Below are 15084 nucleotides of genomic sequence, written 5' to 3' on the forward strand. Positions count from 1 at the left end.
CCATGAAAAGCATGTGTTGGACTCATCGACCGCAACGGCGGACGCTGGACGCATGACCACCCGGACCACCGTCACCACGGCCCTCGCCCCCATGGTGTGGGGCACGACGTACCTCGTCACCACCGAGCTGCTGCCCGCCGGGCACCCGCTGTTCGCCGGCCTGCTGCGCGCCCTGCCTGCCGGCCTGCTGCTGCTCCTCGTGCTGCGGGTCCTGCCGCAGGGCGTGTGGTGGTGGCGCGCGCTCGTCCTGGGCGCGCTCAACATCGGCTTCTTCTTCCCGCTGCTGTTCATCGCCGCCGAGCGGCTGCCCGGCGGCGTGGCCGCGACGGTCGGAGCCGTCCAGCCGTTGCTGGTGGTCCTGCTCGCGCTGCCCGTGCTGGGTGAGCGACCGACGCTCGGCCGCACCGGTTGGGCGCTGGCCGGCGCCGGTGGCGTCGCGCTGGTGGTGCTGACGCCGCAGGCCGACCTCGACCCGGCCGGCCTCCTCGCCGGCGCGGCCGCCGCGCTGTCGATGGCGGCCGGGATCGTGCTGACGAGACGCTGGGGCCGCCCGGAGGGCGTCTCCTCGCCGGTGCTCGTCAGCTGGCTGCTCACCGCCGGCGGACTGGTGCTGCTGCCGCTCACGGCCCTGCTGGAAGGCGCCCCGGCGACCATCGACGCGGCCGCCGCCGGTGGCTACCTGTGGCTCGGCGTGGTGGGCGGGCTGGCGGCGTACCTCGTCTGGTTCCGCGGCCTCGGCCTGCTGCCGGTCACCTCGACCGCGCTGCTCGGGCTGCTGTCGCCGGTGGTCGCCGCGGGGCTCGGCTGGCTGGTGCTCGACCAGGCGCTGCGGCCGGTCCAGCTGCTCGGGTTCGCGATCGCGCTGGTCGCCATCGTCGGCGGTCAGCACAACGGCCAGCACAACGGCCAGCACAACGGCCAGCACAGCGGCCGGCGCAGCAGCGCGGCCTCAGCTCGCGACGTGGTCGAGCAGCTCGGTGCTGGCGTCGGCCGCACCGTCGGCGTCGCCGCGGCGGATCGCCTCCAGGACCGCGTCGTGCTCGGCGGTCATAGGGTCGTGCCCGTCGGCCGGGTCGGCGATGCTGGCGCGCAGGGTCTCGGCCAGGCCGTCGTAGAGCTCGGAGAGCAGCGGGTTGTGGGCGGCCGCGACGACCGCGACGTGGAAGGCGACGTCGGCGGTGACGAAGGCGGCGCCGTCGCCGGCATCGAGGGCGGCGCGGCGCTGGGCGGTCAGGTCGTCGAGGACCGCCAGGTCCGCGTCGGTACGACGACCGGCGGCCAGTGACGCGGCCCGTACCTCGATCGCGTGCCGCACCTCGAGCAGGTGGGCGAGGTCGACCCGCTCGGCCTGCCGGCGCATCAGGGCCTGCACCTCGGTGGCCGCCGAGACGTAGGTGCCGTCGCCGCGTCGTACCTCCAGCACGCCGACGTGGGCGAGGGCCTTGACGGCCTCACGCACGGTGTTGCGGCTGACGCCGAGCGACGCGGCGAGGACCGGCTCGGGAGGGATGCGGTCGCCGACGCTCCACTCGCCGGAGGCGAGCAGCGTGCGCATGCCGTCGATCGCCTGGTCGACCAGGGAGGCGGGGGCAGCAGGGGCTAGCGGCATCTTTCATCCAATCATCCGATGTCTGCAATACTAGGGGCCATGGTCGCCGTCGTCCACGCACACCCCAGCGGTGCCACCACCCCATCCTCGCAGTCGCGTCGGCGCGCGGGCGCGGGGCTGACCGTGGCGGTGCTGCTGGTCGCGTTCAACCTGCGGATCGCCGTCACCAGCCTCGGCGCGCTGCTCGACCACCTCGGCGACCTCGGCGTCTCGGCCACGACCCAGGGCGTCCTGACCTCGCTGCCGGTGCTCTGCTTCGCGCTCGTCGGCGCGACCGCGATGGTCGTGACCCGCCGCTTCGGCGTCGACCGCGGGCTCGCGCTCGCCCTCGTCGTGCTGACCCTCGGCCTGGTGCTGCGCGTCCTCGACGGCACCCCGGCCCTGCTGGTCGGCACCTTCGTCTCCTGCTCCGGCATCGCGCTCGGCAACGTGCTGATCCCCGCGATCGTGAAGGAGCACTTCCCCGGCAAGGTCGGCACGATGACCGGCGCCTACACCGCCGTGCTCTCCCTCGGCTCCGCCGCGGGCGCCGCCCTCACCGTCCCGCTCACCAACGCCACGGGCACCTGGCGCCTCGGCCTCGGCCTGTGGGCGGCCGTCGCCGTCCTCGCCGTGGTCGCGTGGGCGCCCTTCGCCCGGGGCGCCGTCGAGCGCCGTTCCACCGAGCGCGGTACGCCGCTGTGGCGCAACCGCACCGCGTGGGCGGTCACCGTCCTGTTCGGCACCCAGTCGACCTTCGCCTACGTGATGATGAGCTGGCTCCCGAGCCTGTACGCCGACGCCGGCTTCAGCGACGAGACCGCCGGCCTGCTGCTGGCCGTCAGCATCACCCTGGGCGTCCCGTTCTTCTTCCTCGCACCGCGCCTCGCCGGCCGGATGCACCAGCAGGGCCACCTCGTCGCCGCCTGCACCGTCCTCACGATGGTCGGCTGGGCCGGCCTCGGCCTCGCCCCCGAGGGCGGCGCGTGGCTCTGGGCCGCACTCCTCGGCGCCGGCGGTGCGGTGTTCCCGATCGTGCTGCTCTGCTTCGCGCTGCGCACGACGAGCTCCGTCGACACCGCCGCCCTGTCCACGATGGCGCAGAGCGTCGGCTACCTCCTCGCGGCGGGCGGTCCCTTCCTCGTCGGCAGCCTGCACGATGCGACCGACAGCTGGGCGCTGCCCTGCACGCTGCTCGTCGGCCTCGGGTTCGTGCAGGTCACCGCCGGCTACCTCGCGGGGCGTCCGGTCAAGATCGGCGCAGCCCACTGACCAGCGCGTCGAGCGCGAGGTCGAGCTCGTCGTCCGTCGGTCCCCCGAACCCGACGACCAACCCACTGAGCCGCGCCGTGCGGCAGTAGTCGCGCAGCAGGTTCACCCGGAAGCCCGCCTCCTCCGCGGCAGCACGCGCCCGCACGGCGCGCGCGTGCGGGAGCAGCCACGTGGAGTACATGCCGGCGACCGGCCCCGCGAGCTCGGCGTACGGCTCGAGGGCCGCGACCACCCGCGGCGCCCGCTCGGCGTAGGTCCGGCGCGCGGAGCGGACGACCGCGTCGACGTACCCGTCGCGGAGGAGGGTGACCAACGCTCGCTGGACGGGCCACGGCGGCGCGTCGTGGGTGAGCGCACGGTGGGCGTCGAAGCGGTCCAGCACCCGGTCCGGTACGACGGTCCAGCCCAGCCGCAGCGACGGCAGGATCGACTTCGAGGCGGTGCCCAGGTAGGCCACCCGGTCGCGGTCGAGGGAGGCCAGCGCGGGCACCGGCGCGACGTCGTAGCGGAACTCCGAGTCGTAGTCGTCCTCCACCACCAGCGCCCCGTCGCGCCGCGCGGTCGCGAGCAGGGTCAGCCGGTCGGCCGCCGGCATCACCCGGCCGAGCGGGTGCTGGTGGGCCGGGGTGACGTACGCCGCCGCGCAGCCCGCGAGGTCGGCGACCGGCTCCAGCGCGGGGAGGTCGCGCACCGACCGCCCGGACTCGAGGACCATCGCGACGGCCGCGCGGTAGCCCGGGTCCTCGACGGCCACCGGATCGCGCGGCAGCACCGCGAGCAGGTGGCGCAGCCCGGCGCCGGTGCCGCTGGTGATCCGCACCGCGTCGCCATCGACGGCCAGGCCGCGCGTGCGCCCGAGCCGCTCGGCGACGAGGGCCCGCAGCTCGGGGAGGCCGCGCGGGTCGTCGTACCCCCGCGGGGGCGTGGCGGTCGAGACCTCGCGCCAGGCCCGGCGCCAGACCGCCTCGTGGCGCGGGTCGATCCACGGCGTACCGGCGTCGAGCATGACCAGGGCCCGCTCCACGACAGGGGTACGACGCCGCGCAGGTCGCGACCGCGCCCCCGACCGGCCACCCGCGACCCACGTGCCCGCGCCCTGGCGGGCCTCGATCCAGCCCTCGGCGAGCAGCTGGTCGAAGGCCTGCTCGACGACGGACCGCGAGACGCCGAGGTCGGTCGCGAGGCGCCGCGACGCCGGCATCCGGTCGCCGCCCGCGAGCGCACCGGACAGCACCAGCGCGCGTATCTGGTCCGCGAGCTGGCTGCCGAGCGGACGGGGATCGGCACGGTCGAGCCGGACCGGAAGCATCGGAATTGGCCTGTTCAAGTCGATGAGAACTGGCCCGTGCGCACAGGCCACTTGTCACCCACGATAGACCCATGAGCGTTGCCGAAGCGGTGTGTCCCCGACCTGGTTTGCCTGTTCACGTGCTCAGAGTGCGTGCAGCGCAAGGCGGCGGCGCGCAGGCATACCGGGTCGTATTCCCAGCGTCGCCAACGCGGCGAGGTGCGTGCACTGGGCGCGTGAAGTGGTGAGCCAGGTCGGGGACGCGCCGCTTCAGCCCACCGACCGCACCCGGATCAACCGGGGCCGCAACCGCGCCGTCGCCGACCGCGCCGAGCTGCTGGCGCTGCTCGCCGACGGCCTGGTCGCGCACCTCGGCATCGAGGCCGGGGGCCACCCGGTCGTGCTGCCGACCGCCTACGCCGTCGACACCGACGGACCCGACGAGGGCGGCACGCTCTACGTGCACGGCTCCGTGGCGGCGCGGTGGTTGCTCAACTCGGTCGATCGAACGGTGTGCGTGACGGTCACCGAGCTCGACGGCCTGGTCGCCGGCCGCTCGGCCTTCCACCACTCGATGAACTACCGCTCCGCGGTCGTCATCGGCACGGCCCGGCTCGTCGACGACCCCGACGAGCGGCAGCACGCGCTCGACCTGGTCGTCGACCACATGCTCCCCGGCCGCTCCGCCACCCTGCGGCCCAGCACCCGCAAGGAGCTGGCCGCCACGGCGGTGCTCGCCGTACCCCTGCACGAGGCGTCGATGAAGGCGCGCTCGGGTGGGCCGGTCGACGAGCCGTCGGACGTGGAGGCGAGTGTGTGGGGCGGGCACGTCCCGGTCCGCCGGGTGATCGACGTACCGGTGCCGGCGGAGGACAACCTGCCGGGACTCAGCGTCCCGGCGGACGTCGCAGGCCGGACTCGATAGCGAACACCACCAGCTGCGCGCGGTCGCGCGCCTGCAGCTTCACCATCGCGCGGCTGACGTGCGTGCGGACGGTGTCCGGGCTGACCACCAGCGCCCCGGCGATCTCCGCGTTGGACATCCCGGTCGCCACCCAGCCCAGGATCTCCCGCTCGCGCTCGGTGAGGTCGCCCAGGCGCGGGTGCGGGCTCTCGGCGCGGCTGGCGCCGAAGTGGTCGATCACCCGGCGGGTGACCGACGGTGCGAGGAGCGAGCCTCCGTCGGCGACCACGCGGACCGCGTCGAGCAGCGCGGTCGGCTCGGCGTCCTTGAGCAGGAAGCCGCTGGCGCCGCTGCGCAACGCCTCGAACACGTACTCGTCGAGCTCGAAGGTCGTCAGCACGACGACCTTCACCCCGGCGAGCGAAGGGTCCGCCGCGACCTCGGCGAGCAGCGCGAGCCCGTCCATCACGGGCATCCGGATGTCACAGAGGACCACGTCGGGCTTCGTACGACGCAGCAGTGCCAGGCCCTCGCGCCCGTCGCCGGCCTCCCCCGCCAGCTCCAGGTCGGGCTCGGCGGCGACCAGCGTCGCCAGGCCCATCCGGACCAGCGGCTGGTCGTCGATCAGGGCGACCCGGATCGGCGCGGGACGGCTCATGCCGGCAGCACCGCGGTGACCTCGAAGCCCCCACCGTCCGCTGGGCCCGCGCGGAAGGTGCCGCCGATCGCGGCCACCCGTGCCCGCATCCCGCCGATGCCCATGCCCTCATCCTGCACCGCGCCGCCGCGTCCGTCGTCGGAGACGCGCAGCGCGACCGAGTCCGCGCCCCGCTCCCAGGTGATGGTGGCGGTGCTCGCGAAGGCGTGGCGCAGCACGTTGGTGAGCGCCTCCTGGAGCACGGCGTACGCCGTCTCGCCGACCGCCTGGTCGAGCACCCCCGGGTCGCCGAGGACCTCGATCCGCAGGCCCGCGGAGCGCACCCGGTCCACCAGCGCGGGGACCGACTCCGCCCCCGGGGCGGGCCGGCGCGGCGCGGGCTCCCCCGCGATCGTCGCCAGCTCGGTGCGCAGCGCGTCGAGCGCCTCGCGGCTGGTCGTCCGGATCGCCTCGAGGCTGGTGCGAGCCGCCGCGGGGTCGCGGTCGAGGACGTGCAGCGCGACCCCTGCCTGCATCGCGATCACGGCGAGGCCGTGGCCCACGCCGTCGTGCAGGTCCTGGGCCATCCGGAGCCGCTCCTCGGCGGCCGCGCGCGACGTGCGGTCCGCCCAGGCGGCGCGGCCCTCGCGCATCATCGTGCCGATCGCGGCGGCCGACGAGACCAGCGCGCCGATGCCGATCGACTGCCACATCCCCACCGACAGCTCGTCCCAGCGCAGGCCCCGCACCAGCAGGCCCGCCCAGATCAGCACCGCGGCGACGAGCAGCAGCGGGAACCAGCTGCGGAAGGGCCGGCGGGTGGCGAGCACGAAGGAGGCCACGATCAGGGCGAAGAAGATCGGGCCGTTCTCGCCGCCGACCGCGAAGTAGCCGCCGCTCAGCGCCCCGGTGCCGACCAGCGCGACCGGCCAGCGGTCCAGCGTGAGCAGCGAGAGCGCGGCCCCCGCGGCGAGGACGACGGACAGCACGCGGCCGAGCACGCCCGCGTCGACGCTGCCGTCGTGCCCGAGGTTGACCGCGACCGAGCCGCCGACGACGATCACCGCGACGGGGATCAGCCACCAGCGCCGTGCGAGCCAGATGTTGGTGTCCATGCCCCGAACCTAGGCGAGCACGACCCCTCCGTCGTACGACGACGAGCGCCTCCGGCGTACGCAGTCCTGCGTACACCGGCGCCTCCTGCGGACGGACGCGCGATCGCCCCGGCGGCAGCAGGGTGGGGTCCATGAACGCACAGGACACGGTGGCCTCCACCGAGAACCTCACCAAGGTCTACGGCGACCGCGTCGCCGTCGACAAGGTGACGATGACCGTGCGGCGCGGCGAGGTCTACGGCTTCCTCGGACCCAACGGCGCCGGCAAGACCACGACCCTGCGGATGCTGCTGGGCCTGATCCGCCCGACCTCCGGGTCCGCGTACGCCACCTCCCCGGTGGGCGCGCTGATCGAGGGCCCCGGCTTCTTCCCCTACCTCTCGGGCCGGGCGAACCTGCGCACCCTGGCCCGGCACCGCGGCTTCGCCGACGCCGAGGTCGAGCGGGTCCTCGAGCGCGTGGACCTCGCCGGCCGCGGCGACGACAGGTTCAAGGGCTACTCGCTCGGGATGAAGCAGCGCCTCGGGGTCGCCGCCGCACTGATGGGCGACCCCGAGCTGATCGTGCTCGACGAGCCGACCAACGGCCTCGACCCCGCCGGCATGGCGGACATGCGCGCGCTGGTCGTCGACCTCGCCCGCGGCGGCCAGACCGTGCTGCTCTCCAGCCACCTGCTCGCCGAGGTGCAGGAGATCTGCCACCGCGTCGGGGTGATCGACGACGGCCGGCTGCTGCGCGAGTCGACCGTCGCCGAGCTCCGCGGCGGCGTCTCGATCCGGGTCCGGGCCACCCCCGAGGACGCTGCCCTGGCCGTCGCCCTGCGCCTCGCCGGCGACGAGGGGGTCCGTCGTACCGATGACGGGGGGATGCAGCTCACCCTCCCGCCCGACGCGGCGCCACGCGTGACCCGGGAGCTGGTCGCCGCCGGTGTCGACGTCCACGAGATCACGGCTGCCGAGCGCAGCCTCGAGGAGGTCTTCTTCGAGATGACCTCCGGCCACGAGAAGGAGCTGTCGTCATGAGCACCCTGACCACCGTCACCAGCAGCACGGTCCGCAGCACGGTCCGCAGCACCCGCGCCGAGATGATGCGGCTGCGCGCCTGGCCCGCCGTGTGGATCACGCTCGGCGCCTGGCTCGCGCTGAGCCTGATGTTCGGCTACCTCTTCACCTACCTCTCCTACACGACGGGCGACGCGAGCTTCACCGACGAGGGCACCACCCAGGCCGAGCAGCTCGCTCAGCTGCTGCCGACCGCCGTACCGGACGTCTTCCTGCAGGGCATGCCGATGTTCGGCGGCGCGCTGATGATGGTCCTCGGCGCCCTCGTCGCCGGCAACGGCTACGGCTGGGGCACCTGGAAGACCGTCTTCTCCCAGGGCGTACGACGCGGCTGCGCCGTCCTCGGCGCCGTCGCGGCGCTCACCACCTTCGTCGTCGCGACCCTGCTGGTGACCCTGGTCTTCGACCTCGGCATCTCGCTGCTGATCACCGTCTCCGAGGGCCAGCCCGTCGAACTCCCGTCGGCCGGCTCGCTGGTCGAGGCACTCGGCGCCGGCTTCCTCGTCCTGGAGATGTGGGCGCTGCTGGGCTTCGCCCTCGGCACGCTCGCCCGCGGTCCGGCCCTCTCCGTCGGCCTCGGACTGGTGTGGGCCCTGGTCGTGGAGAACCTGCTGCGCGGTGTCGGCCAGCTGCTGTCCTGGGTCGACGCCCTGACCGAGGTGCTCCCCGGCACCGCCGCCGGCTCCCTGATCGGCTCGATCGTCGGCGCCGGCGGCAACGGCGACGGCACACCCGGCGTGCTCGACACGATCCCGGGCACCCGCGCCGCGATCACCGTCGCCGTCTACGTCGGCGCGGCCGTGGCGCTGAGCGTGGTGCTGGTCCGCCGACGCGACGTGACCTGAAGTCTTTACCTTCGGTCGTGTTTGCGCTGAGCGGCTCCGGGCATGGTCCGCGTGGGAGAACTGAGCGGCCAACCATCTCGGGGCCGCTCAGCCCGTTTTTGGACTCAGATCCGCTTCCCGAAGCACCGCGACAGCGGCTCGCCGGCGTAGAACCCGAAGCCCTCGATCTCGACGTACCCCTCCGCGAGGTAGAGCCCGATCGCCTCCGGCTGCTTGAGCCCCGTCTCCAGCACGACCAGGTCGTGCCCGGCCGCCCGCACCGACGCCTCCAGCGCGGCCAGCACCGCCCGGGCGAGGCCCCGCCCGCGGTGCTCGGGGACGACGTACATCCGCTTCACCTCGACCGCGCTCGACCCGCCCAGGGCCCGGACGGGCGAGACCCGCCAGGCACCGGTCGCGACCGGGACGGGGCCGTCGTACCCGACCAGGAACAATCCCTCGGGCGGGTCGAACACGGTCGGGTCGACCGGGCTCTCGTCGGGCGAGCCGTAGCGCTCGACGTACTCCCCCTGCACGCGCGCGACCAGCGCCACGGCATCGGGGTGGAGGTAGCCGACAGCACGGAGGTCGAGGGGCGCCTGCATGGCGAAACCGGTTGGGCTGGGCGGCAACACGCCTGTCACAATAGGGACATCTCTGACAACGTCGTCAGCCTCCCTTGCTCGCCCTCGATGAGAAGGTTGACCACGTGACCGACATCCAGATCCCCGCAGAGCTCAAGCCCGCCGACGGCCGCTTCGGCGCGGGGCCCTCGAAGATCCAGCCGAGCCACCTGGACGCGCTGGCCGCGACCGGCGACTCCCTGATGGGTACGTCGCACCGCCAGGCGCCGGTGCGGAACACGGTGGGTCGCGTGCTGCAGGGCCTCGCCGACCTGTTCACGCTGCCGGACGGCTACGAGATCGTGGTCGGCAACGGCGGCGCGACGGCGTTCTGGGACATCGCGGCGTTCGGCCTGGTGGAGAAGAAGTCGCAGCACCTGACGTTCGGGGAGTTCTCGAGCAAGTTCGCCTCGTCGGTGAAGGCCGCCCCGTGGCTGGACGCGCCGTCGGTGATCTCGGCCGACCCGGGCTCGCGGCCCGTCGCGGTCGCCGAGGCCGGTGTCGACGTCTACGGCTGGGCCCACAACGAGACCTCGACCGCCGTGATGGCGCCGGTCGTGCGCCCCGAGGGCATCGACGAGGGCGCGCTCGTGCTGATCGACGCCACGTCGGGCGCCGGCGGCCTGCCGGTCGACCTCACCGAGAGCGACGTCTACTACTTCGCCCCGCAGAAGTGCTTCGCCTCCGACGGCGGCCTGTGGTTCGGCATCTTCAGCCCCGCCGCGATCGAGCGCGCCGAGCGGATCGCCGCGTCGGACCGCTACATCCCGCCGTTCTTCGACCTCAAGACGGCCATCGACAACAGCCGCCTCAACCAGACCTACAACACCCCCTCGGTCGCCACCCTCTTCCTGATGGCCGAGCAGCTGGACTGGATGAACGGCCAGGGCGGCCTCAAGGGCATGGTCGAGCGGACCACCGCGTCCTCGGACGCCCTCTACGGCTGGGCCGAGCGCACGTCGTACACGACCCCGTACGTCGCCGACCCGAGCCACCGCTCGCTGGTCATCGGCACGATCGACTTCGACGACGCCATCGACGCCGCGGCGATCGCCAAGGTGCTGCGTGCCAACGGCATCGTCGACACCGAGCCCTACCGCAAGCTCGGCCGCAACCAGCTGCGCATCGCGATGTACCCCGCCATCGACCCGGCCGACATCGAGGCGCTCACCCGCTCGATCGACTACGTCGTCGAGCAGCTCGGCTGAGCTGGGCCTGCTTGGCGGGAGTTTCACCGGCCGGCCGGTGAAACTCATGCTTGGACGACGAAGTTTCCTCGTCCAAGCGTGAGTTTCGTCGTCCAAGCACGACAGATTCACCGGCCAGCCGGTGAATCTTGTGACAGGAGTGACGACGGTCCCGCCCAGATCCGTCAGGCGAAGACGTCGACCCGCGGGGCGCCGAGCGCGACCATCAGCTCGCGCCGGGCCTCGCCGGTGACCGCACCGGGCGTCGAGAGCGCCTCGGCGACCGAGCGCTGCAGGTCCTTGTGCTCGTGGAAGTGACGCAGGGCCGCGGAGCGCCACTCGTCGGTGCTCGGCACGTTCGCCGCCAGCGGGAGCACCTCGACCACGTCGTGGGAGCGGGCCACCCAGGCAGCGCAGAAGAACGCGACGAGGGCCAGCAGGGCTGCTGAGGTGAGCTCGATCGACATGGTCCGCGCCTTTCGTGAGGGCCTGGTTGGTTCGGTGACGGACCAACGACGCCCCCTCGGGCGCGGTGACGTTCGATCAGCGGAATCGGGACGAAGTCCCGCTCACAGCCGCCCGGCGATGAGGTCGTACGCCGGGCGCCCGAAGGCCACCATCCGCACCAGCTCCACGTGGGTCGGGGTGCCGCGCAGCGTCTCGAGCGCCGCGTCGACCGCGTCCTCCTTGGGCGAGCCGTAGGAGCCGGCGCTCACCAGCGGGAAGGCCAGGCTGCGCGCGCCGAGCTCGTCGGCGACCTCCAGTGCGCGGCGGTAGCACGACGTCAGCAGGGAGCGGTCCCGCTCGCCGCGGTGGTGGTTGGGGCCGACCACGTGGATCACCCACCGCGCCGGCAGCAGCCCGGCCGTCGTCCAGCCCGCGTCGCCCGTGGCCAGGCCGTTCGGGAACCTCCGCCGGCAGTCCTCGAGCACCGCGGGCCCGCCGGCCCGGTGGATGGCGCCGTCGACGCCCCCGCCGCCCCGCATCGCCCGGTTGGCTGCATTGACCACGGCGTCCACGTCCTGCTGGGTGATGTCGCCCTCGACGACCTCGATGTCCATCAGCCGACGGTACGGAGGCGGACCCGGCATGGTCCACCCTCAGTGAGCCCCTCGGCGGTCCGGACCGCCTTCTTCACCGGCAGCACGTAGGTCTTCTCCTCGGCGCTCGGGAACACCGAGGTCCGCCAGGTCGAGGACCCGATCGTCACCTCGATGCGGACACTTCCGAAGCCCTTGCCGGGAACCCGCCGGGCCTCGATGTCGTCGGAGGCGTCGAAGGGCAGGCTGACGAAGAACCACGCACCGCCGGACTCCTCGTCGCGCGCGGTCCAGCGCCACAGCTCCGCGGTGAACTCGTGGTCGGTCACGCGCCGATCCTGTCAGCGACCTCCGACAAGGCGCAGCGTCGCCCGCTCCAGCGCCGCGCGGCGGGCGTCGGCATCGACCTCGCCGGAGGTACGACGGACGGCCGCCCGGATCGTGCGTCCCTCCTCGTACGCGTCGACCACCCGCGGGTCGACGTACGCCGAACGCGCCAGCGCCGGGGTGTTGCCGAGGAACTCGGACACCTCACGCATCGCCGCCGCGACGGCCCGCTTCCGGGCTGCCTTCGACACCTCGGGGGCCGGCGGGCCGTCGGCGAGCGCGGCCGCTGCCAGCACCGTGCCGTGCCACGTGCGGAAGTCCTTCGCCGAGACGTCGAGGCCGCTGATCCCGCGCAGGTACTCGTTGACGTCCGCGCCGGTCACGTCCAGCAACCGCTGGTCGGTACGCCGTCGCCGGCGGCGCCGCTCCAGCGCACCGACCGCGACCTCGTCGTCGATCTCGACGTGGTGCTCGACGCCGGACTTGCCGACGAACTCGAAGACCAGCGTGTCACCGGACCGGCGCACGTGCTGGCGCTCCAGGGTGGTCAGTCCCACCGATCCGTACTCCTCGGCGTAGATGTCGTTGCCGATCCGGAAGCAGCCCAGGTCGATCAGCCGCACCGCGAGCGCACAGGTCGCGCGGGTCCCGAGGTCGTCCTCCCCGAGGTCCGCGAGGACTTCCTCCCGCACCCGCGGCAGCCGCCGTCCGAGCGCGACCACCCGCGCGTGCTTCTCGTCGCTGCGGCGGGCCACCCACGCCGGGTGGTAGAGGTACTGCCGCCGTCCGGCGTCGTCGGTGCCGACGGCCTGCAGGTGCCCGTTCGGGTACGGGGAGATCCACACGTCGCGCCAGGCCGGCGGGATCACCAGCGCCTTGCAACGGGCCACGTCCTCCGGCGGCAGCGGGCTCCCGGACTGGTCGAGGTGCACGAAGCCCCGTCCGGCGCGGCGCCGGGTCCACCCCGGCTGCTCGGGTGAGGTACGACGCAGGCGGGCCACGGCTCCCCGGTATCCCGCGGCGGCCGGACCAGACCCCTCAGCGGGGGCGCAGGGACCGCAGCAGCACGCCGACCATCACCAGGCCCGCCACTCCGCCGAGGGCCCACGGCCACCACACGCCCTGGTCCTCGTAGGCGTCCGTCGGTGCTTCGTCGGCGGCTTCGTCGGGGGCTTCGTCGGCGGCCGCCGGCACCTCCGCCAGCGCCGCCCGCACGTCGGCCGGGAGCTCCACCCGCAGCACGTCGGACTCGGCGCCCTCCGAGCTGAGCAGCACCTCGCCGTCCTCCCGCACCGCGATCCCCTCGCCCTGCTGCTGGGCAGGCAGGTCCATCAGCGCGACCCGGCCGAGTGCGGGCCAGGTGTAGATCGCGGCCTGGTGGTAGTTGCGGACCACGAGGTGCCGGCCGTCGGGGAGGAAGGCGCCGTCGGTCGCGATGCCGAGCACCTCGTCGACCGGCGTCAGCTCGTTCGTGCCGTCCGGGTCGAGCTTCGCCGGAGCGGCGAAGACGCGGCCGATGAAGCCCTTGGTGACGACGTAGAGCCGGCCGGTCGCCGGATCGGTCATCAGGGTCTCGGCGTCGTGGGCGCCGTCGGGATAGGTCAGCCGGTACGTCGTGGCGCGCACCTCACGGTCACCCCGGCCCACGGGGACCTCCGTGACCCGGATGCTGTCGCGGTCCTCCATGTTGTCACCGGTGTCACCGACCCAGACGTGGCCGGCCGACGCCGGAGCGAGCGCCTCGATGTCCGTCGCCTCGCCCTGCCAGCGGGTCACGCCGACGGTGTCGCCGGTGGCCGGGTCGACGGTGAAGACCCGGTTGCTGTCGCCGGAGTCGTTGACGGTCACGACCAGCCCGTCGCGCGCGACCAGCCCGCTCGACTCGACGATCTCGGGATCGGTGAAGTGGAAGGCGGCCTGCGACGCGATCGGCTCCTGGGCCACGCCGGGCGTGAGGAAGCCGATGCCGAAGGGCAGGGGCAGCAGGAGGAGCAGGATCTTCTCGATGCGCGTCACTTCCCCAGGAGCTCGCCGAGGCGGGGGCGGACGCCCCACGCGGCCACCAGGTCGTCGTACTCCTGCGCCGACTGCGCCCCACCGGTGCGCACGGCACGCAGCAGGGTGTTGCGCGGGGTGTGCTGGCTGTCGACGAACTCCATCACGTCGACGCGGTAGCCGCGCTGGCGCAGCAGCAGGGCCCGCAGCGCATCGGTCAAGGTGTCCGCGAAGCGCTCGCGCAGGATGCCGTCACGCACGAGCGAGGTGTACGGCGCCGGCGGCTCGCCGCGGCGCAGCTGGGCCGCGATGTCGTGGTGGCAGCAGGGGGCGGCCAGCACCAGCGCCGCCTCCCAGCCGACCGCGCGCGCGAGCGCGTCGTCGGTCGCCGTGTCGCACGCGTGCAGGGCGAGCACCACGTCCGGCGGCTCGGGCAGCTCGGCCTCGCCGATCGTGCCGGCGACGAAGTGCGCGTCGATGCCGAGCCCGGCGGCGACCGAGGCGTTGTGGTCGCGCGACTGCTCCTTCACGTCGACCCCGGTCAGCCGGACCGGGATGCCGCGCTGCTCGCTGAGGAAGCGGTGCGCGGCGAAGGTGAGGTAGCCGTTGCCGCAGCCGAGGTCGACGATGCGGAGCGGGTCCGATTCGGTCGGCCGGCGCAGGTGGCCGCGCGCGCGTGCGTCGGCGACCGAGCGGTCGAGGATGCGCAGGAAGTCCTCGACCTGGCGGTACTTCGCCATCCGGCTCGGCTTGATCCGGCCCTTCGCGTCAGCCAGGCCGAGCGCCGCGAACAGCGGGTCGTCCTCCGGCAGCATCCGCTCCTTGGCGCGGTCGTGGCTGCGCTCGGGCACGGGCTCGTCGGCCGCACGGGCGGCGGTGTGGACCGCGGCGTCACCCTTCTTGGTGACCCGCAGCGACAGGGTCTGCGTCGTGGTCTCCACGGTCCAGTTGCCGTAGGCCTCGGCGAGCAGGCCATCGACCTCGGCCGCCGCGTCCTCGCCCCGGGCGTGGTTCGACGTGTGCGCCTGGGTGGCGTCGTAACGGACGACCTGGAGGTGACGTCCGGCCTTGAGGTCGACCCACCGCAGCTCCACCCGCCGGTACGGCGGCACGCCGGTACGACGCCGGCCGCTCGCGACCGCCCGCACCAGGCGGTCGTCGGCGAGCAGGTCCCCGCGGACCCGGGCCAGGCCCGCGTCGAGCGTCTCGGTGCGGCTGGTCAC

16 protein-coding genes and 1 pseudogene are annotated in these 15084 nt (G+C 73.6%); 6 read left to right on the forward strand and 11 right to left on the reverse strand.

Annotation, left to right across the window (positions count from 1 at the left end):
• Nucleotides 1–52: 52 nt before the first annotated feature.
• Nucleotides 53–865 (forward strand): annotated as a pseudogene (locus ASE20_RS25540) (EamA family transporter); the annotation flags it as partial.
• An 84-nt stretch (nt 866–949) separates the two neighbouring features.
• On the opposite strand, the gene ASE20_RS25545 reads toward ASE20_RS25540, so the two are convergent.
• On the reverse strand, nt 950–1609 hold the full coding sequence (locus ASE20_RS25545; RefSeq protein WP_082612326.1) for a FadR/GntR family transcriptional regulator: 660 nt from the start codon (nt 1607–1609) through the stop codon (nt 950–952).
• Nucleotides 1610–1648: 39 nt separating this feature from the next.
• Here ASE20_RS25545 and ASE20_RS11070 point away from each other — a divergent pair, with 39 nt between their 5' ends.
• Nucleotides 1649–2860, forward strand: coding sequence for an MFS transporter (locus ASE20_RS11070; protein WP_056894613.1), 1212 nt, complete (start codon nt 1649–1651; stop codon nt 2858–2860).
• Here ASE20_RS11070 and ASE20_RS11075 read toward each other — a convergent pair.
• Complete coding sequence (locus ASE20_RS11075) at nt 2838–4169, reverse strand: PLP-dependent aminotransferase family protein (protein WP_225869080.1); 1332 nt, start codon at nt 4167–4169, stop codon at nt 2838–2840. The genes ASE20_RS11070 and ASE20_RS11075 overlap by 23 nt on opposite strands.
• Before the next feature lie 223 nt (nt 4170–4392).
• Here ASE20_RS11075 and ASE20_RS11080 point away from each other — a divergent pair, with 223 nt between their 5' ends.
• On the forward strand, nt 4393–5073 hold the full coding sequence (locus tag ASE20_RS11080) for a pyridoxamine 5'-phosphate oxidase family protein (RefSeq protein WP_082612404.1): 681 nt from the start codon (nt 4393–4395) through the stop codon (nt 5071–5073).
• Here ASE20_RS11080 and ASE20_RS11085 read toward each other — a convergent pair.
• Together ASE20_RS11085 and ASE20_RS11090 are read right to left on the reverse strand one after the other, a co-directional pair.
• On the reverse strand, nt 5036–5710 hold the full coding sequence (locus ASE20_RS11085; RefSeq protein ID WP_056894615.1) for a response regulator: 675 nt from the start codon (nt 5708–5710) through the stop codon (nt 5036–5038). The genes ASE20_RS11080 and ASE20_RS11085 overlap by 38 nt on opposite strands.
• Nucleotides 5707–6804 carry a sensor histidine kinase gene (locus ASE20_RS11090; protein WP_056894616.1) on the reverse strand — a complete coding sequence of 366 codons (1098 nt, stop codon included), beginning with the start codon at nt 6802–6804 and terminating at the stop codon, nt 5707–5709. Before ASE20_RS11090 ends, ASE20_RS11085 begins: the two co-directional genes overlap by 4 nt.
• A 131-nt stretch (nt 6805–6935) precedes the next feature.
• Between ASE20_RS11090 and ASE20_RS11095 the strand changes: the two genes are divergently transcribed.
• Nucleotides 6936–7826, forward strand: a complete 891-nt coding sequence (locus tag ASE20_RS11095) for an ABC transporter ATP-binding protein (RefSeq protein WP_056894617.1) — start codon at nt 6936–6938, stop codon at nt 7824–7826.
• On the forward strand, nt 7823–8710 hold the full coding sequence (locus ASE20_RS11100; RefSeq protein WP_056894618.1) for an ABC transporter permease: 888 nt from the start codon (nt 7823–7825) through the stop codon (nt 8708–8710). Before ASE20_RS11095 ends, ASE20_RS11100 begins: the two co-directional genes overlap by 4 nt.
• A 104-nt stretch (nt 8711–8814) precedes the next feature.
• On the opposite strand, the gene ASE20_RS11105 is transcribed toward ASE20_RS11100, so the two are convergent.
• Nucleotides 8815–9294 carry a GNAT family N-acetyltransferase gene (locus ASE20_RS11105; RefSeq protein WP_056894619.1) on the reverse strand — a complete coding sequence of 160 codons (480 nt, stop codon included), beginning with the start codon at nt 9292–9294 and terminating at the stop codon, nt 8815–8817.
• Nucleotides 9295–9398: 104 nt separating this feature from the next.
• On the opposite strand from ASE20_RS11105, the gene serC reads away from it, so the two are divergent.
• Entirely contained in the window at nt 9399–10520 is a 1122-nt protein-coding gene (gene serC, locus ASE20_RS11110; RefSeq protein WP_056894620.1) for a phosphoserine transaminase, read from the forward strand.
• 164 nt (nt 10521–10684) lie between these two features.
• Here serC and ASE20_RS11115 read toward each other — a convergent pair whose 3' ends face one another.
• From ASE20_RS11115 to ASE20_RS11140, 6 genes are all read right to left on the reverse strand, one after another.
• On the reverse strand, nt 10685–10966 hold the full coding sequence (locus ASE20_RS11115) for a hypothetical protein (protein ID WP_056894621.1): 282 nt from the start codon (nt 10964–10966) through the stop codon (nt 10685–10687).
• Between the two features lie 102 nt (nt 10967–11068).
• A complete protein-coding gene (locus ASE20_RS11120; RefSeq protein ID WP_157538567.1) occupies nt 11069–11563 on the reverse strand; it encodes an O-acetyl-ADP-ribose deacetylase in 495 nt (164 codons plus the stop codon).
• Nucleotides 11560–11868, reverse strand: coding sequence for a DUF1905 domain-containing protein (locus ASE20_RS11125; RefSeq protein ID WP_056894623.1), 309 nt, complete (start codon nt 11866–11868; stop codon nt 11560–11562). Before ASE20_RS11125 ends, ASE20_RS11120 begins: the two co-directional genes overlap by 4 nt.
• A 12-nt stretch (nt 11869–11880) precedes the next feature.
• Complete coding sequence (locus ASE20_RS11130) at nt 11881–12867, reverse strand: DNA topoisomerase IB (RefSeq protein ID WP_056894624.1); 987 nt, start codon at nt 12865–12867, stop codon at nt 11881–11883.
• A gap of 37 nt (nt 12868–12904) precedes the next feature.
• A complete protein-coding gene (locus ASE20_RS11135) occupies nt 12905–13882 on the reverse strand; it encodes a hypothetical protein (protein ID WP_056894625.1) in 978 nt (325 codons plus the stop codon).
• Nucleotides 13879–15084, reverse strand: a complete 1206-nt coding sequence (locus ASE20_RS11140; RefSeq protein ID WP_056894626.1) for a class I SAM-dependent methyltransferase — start codon at nt 15082–15084, stop codon at nt 13879–13881. The genes ASE20_RS11135 and ASE20_RS11140 overlap by 4 nt, the downstream gene beginning before the upstream one ends.

This window comes from Nocardioides sp. Root240, from assembly GCF_001428825.1.
In the GTDB taxonomy this organism is placed as follows: Bacteria; Actinomycetota; Actinomycetes; order Propionibacteriales; family Nocardioidaceae; genus Nocardioides.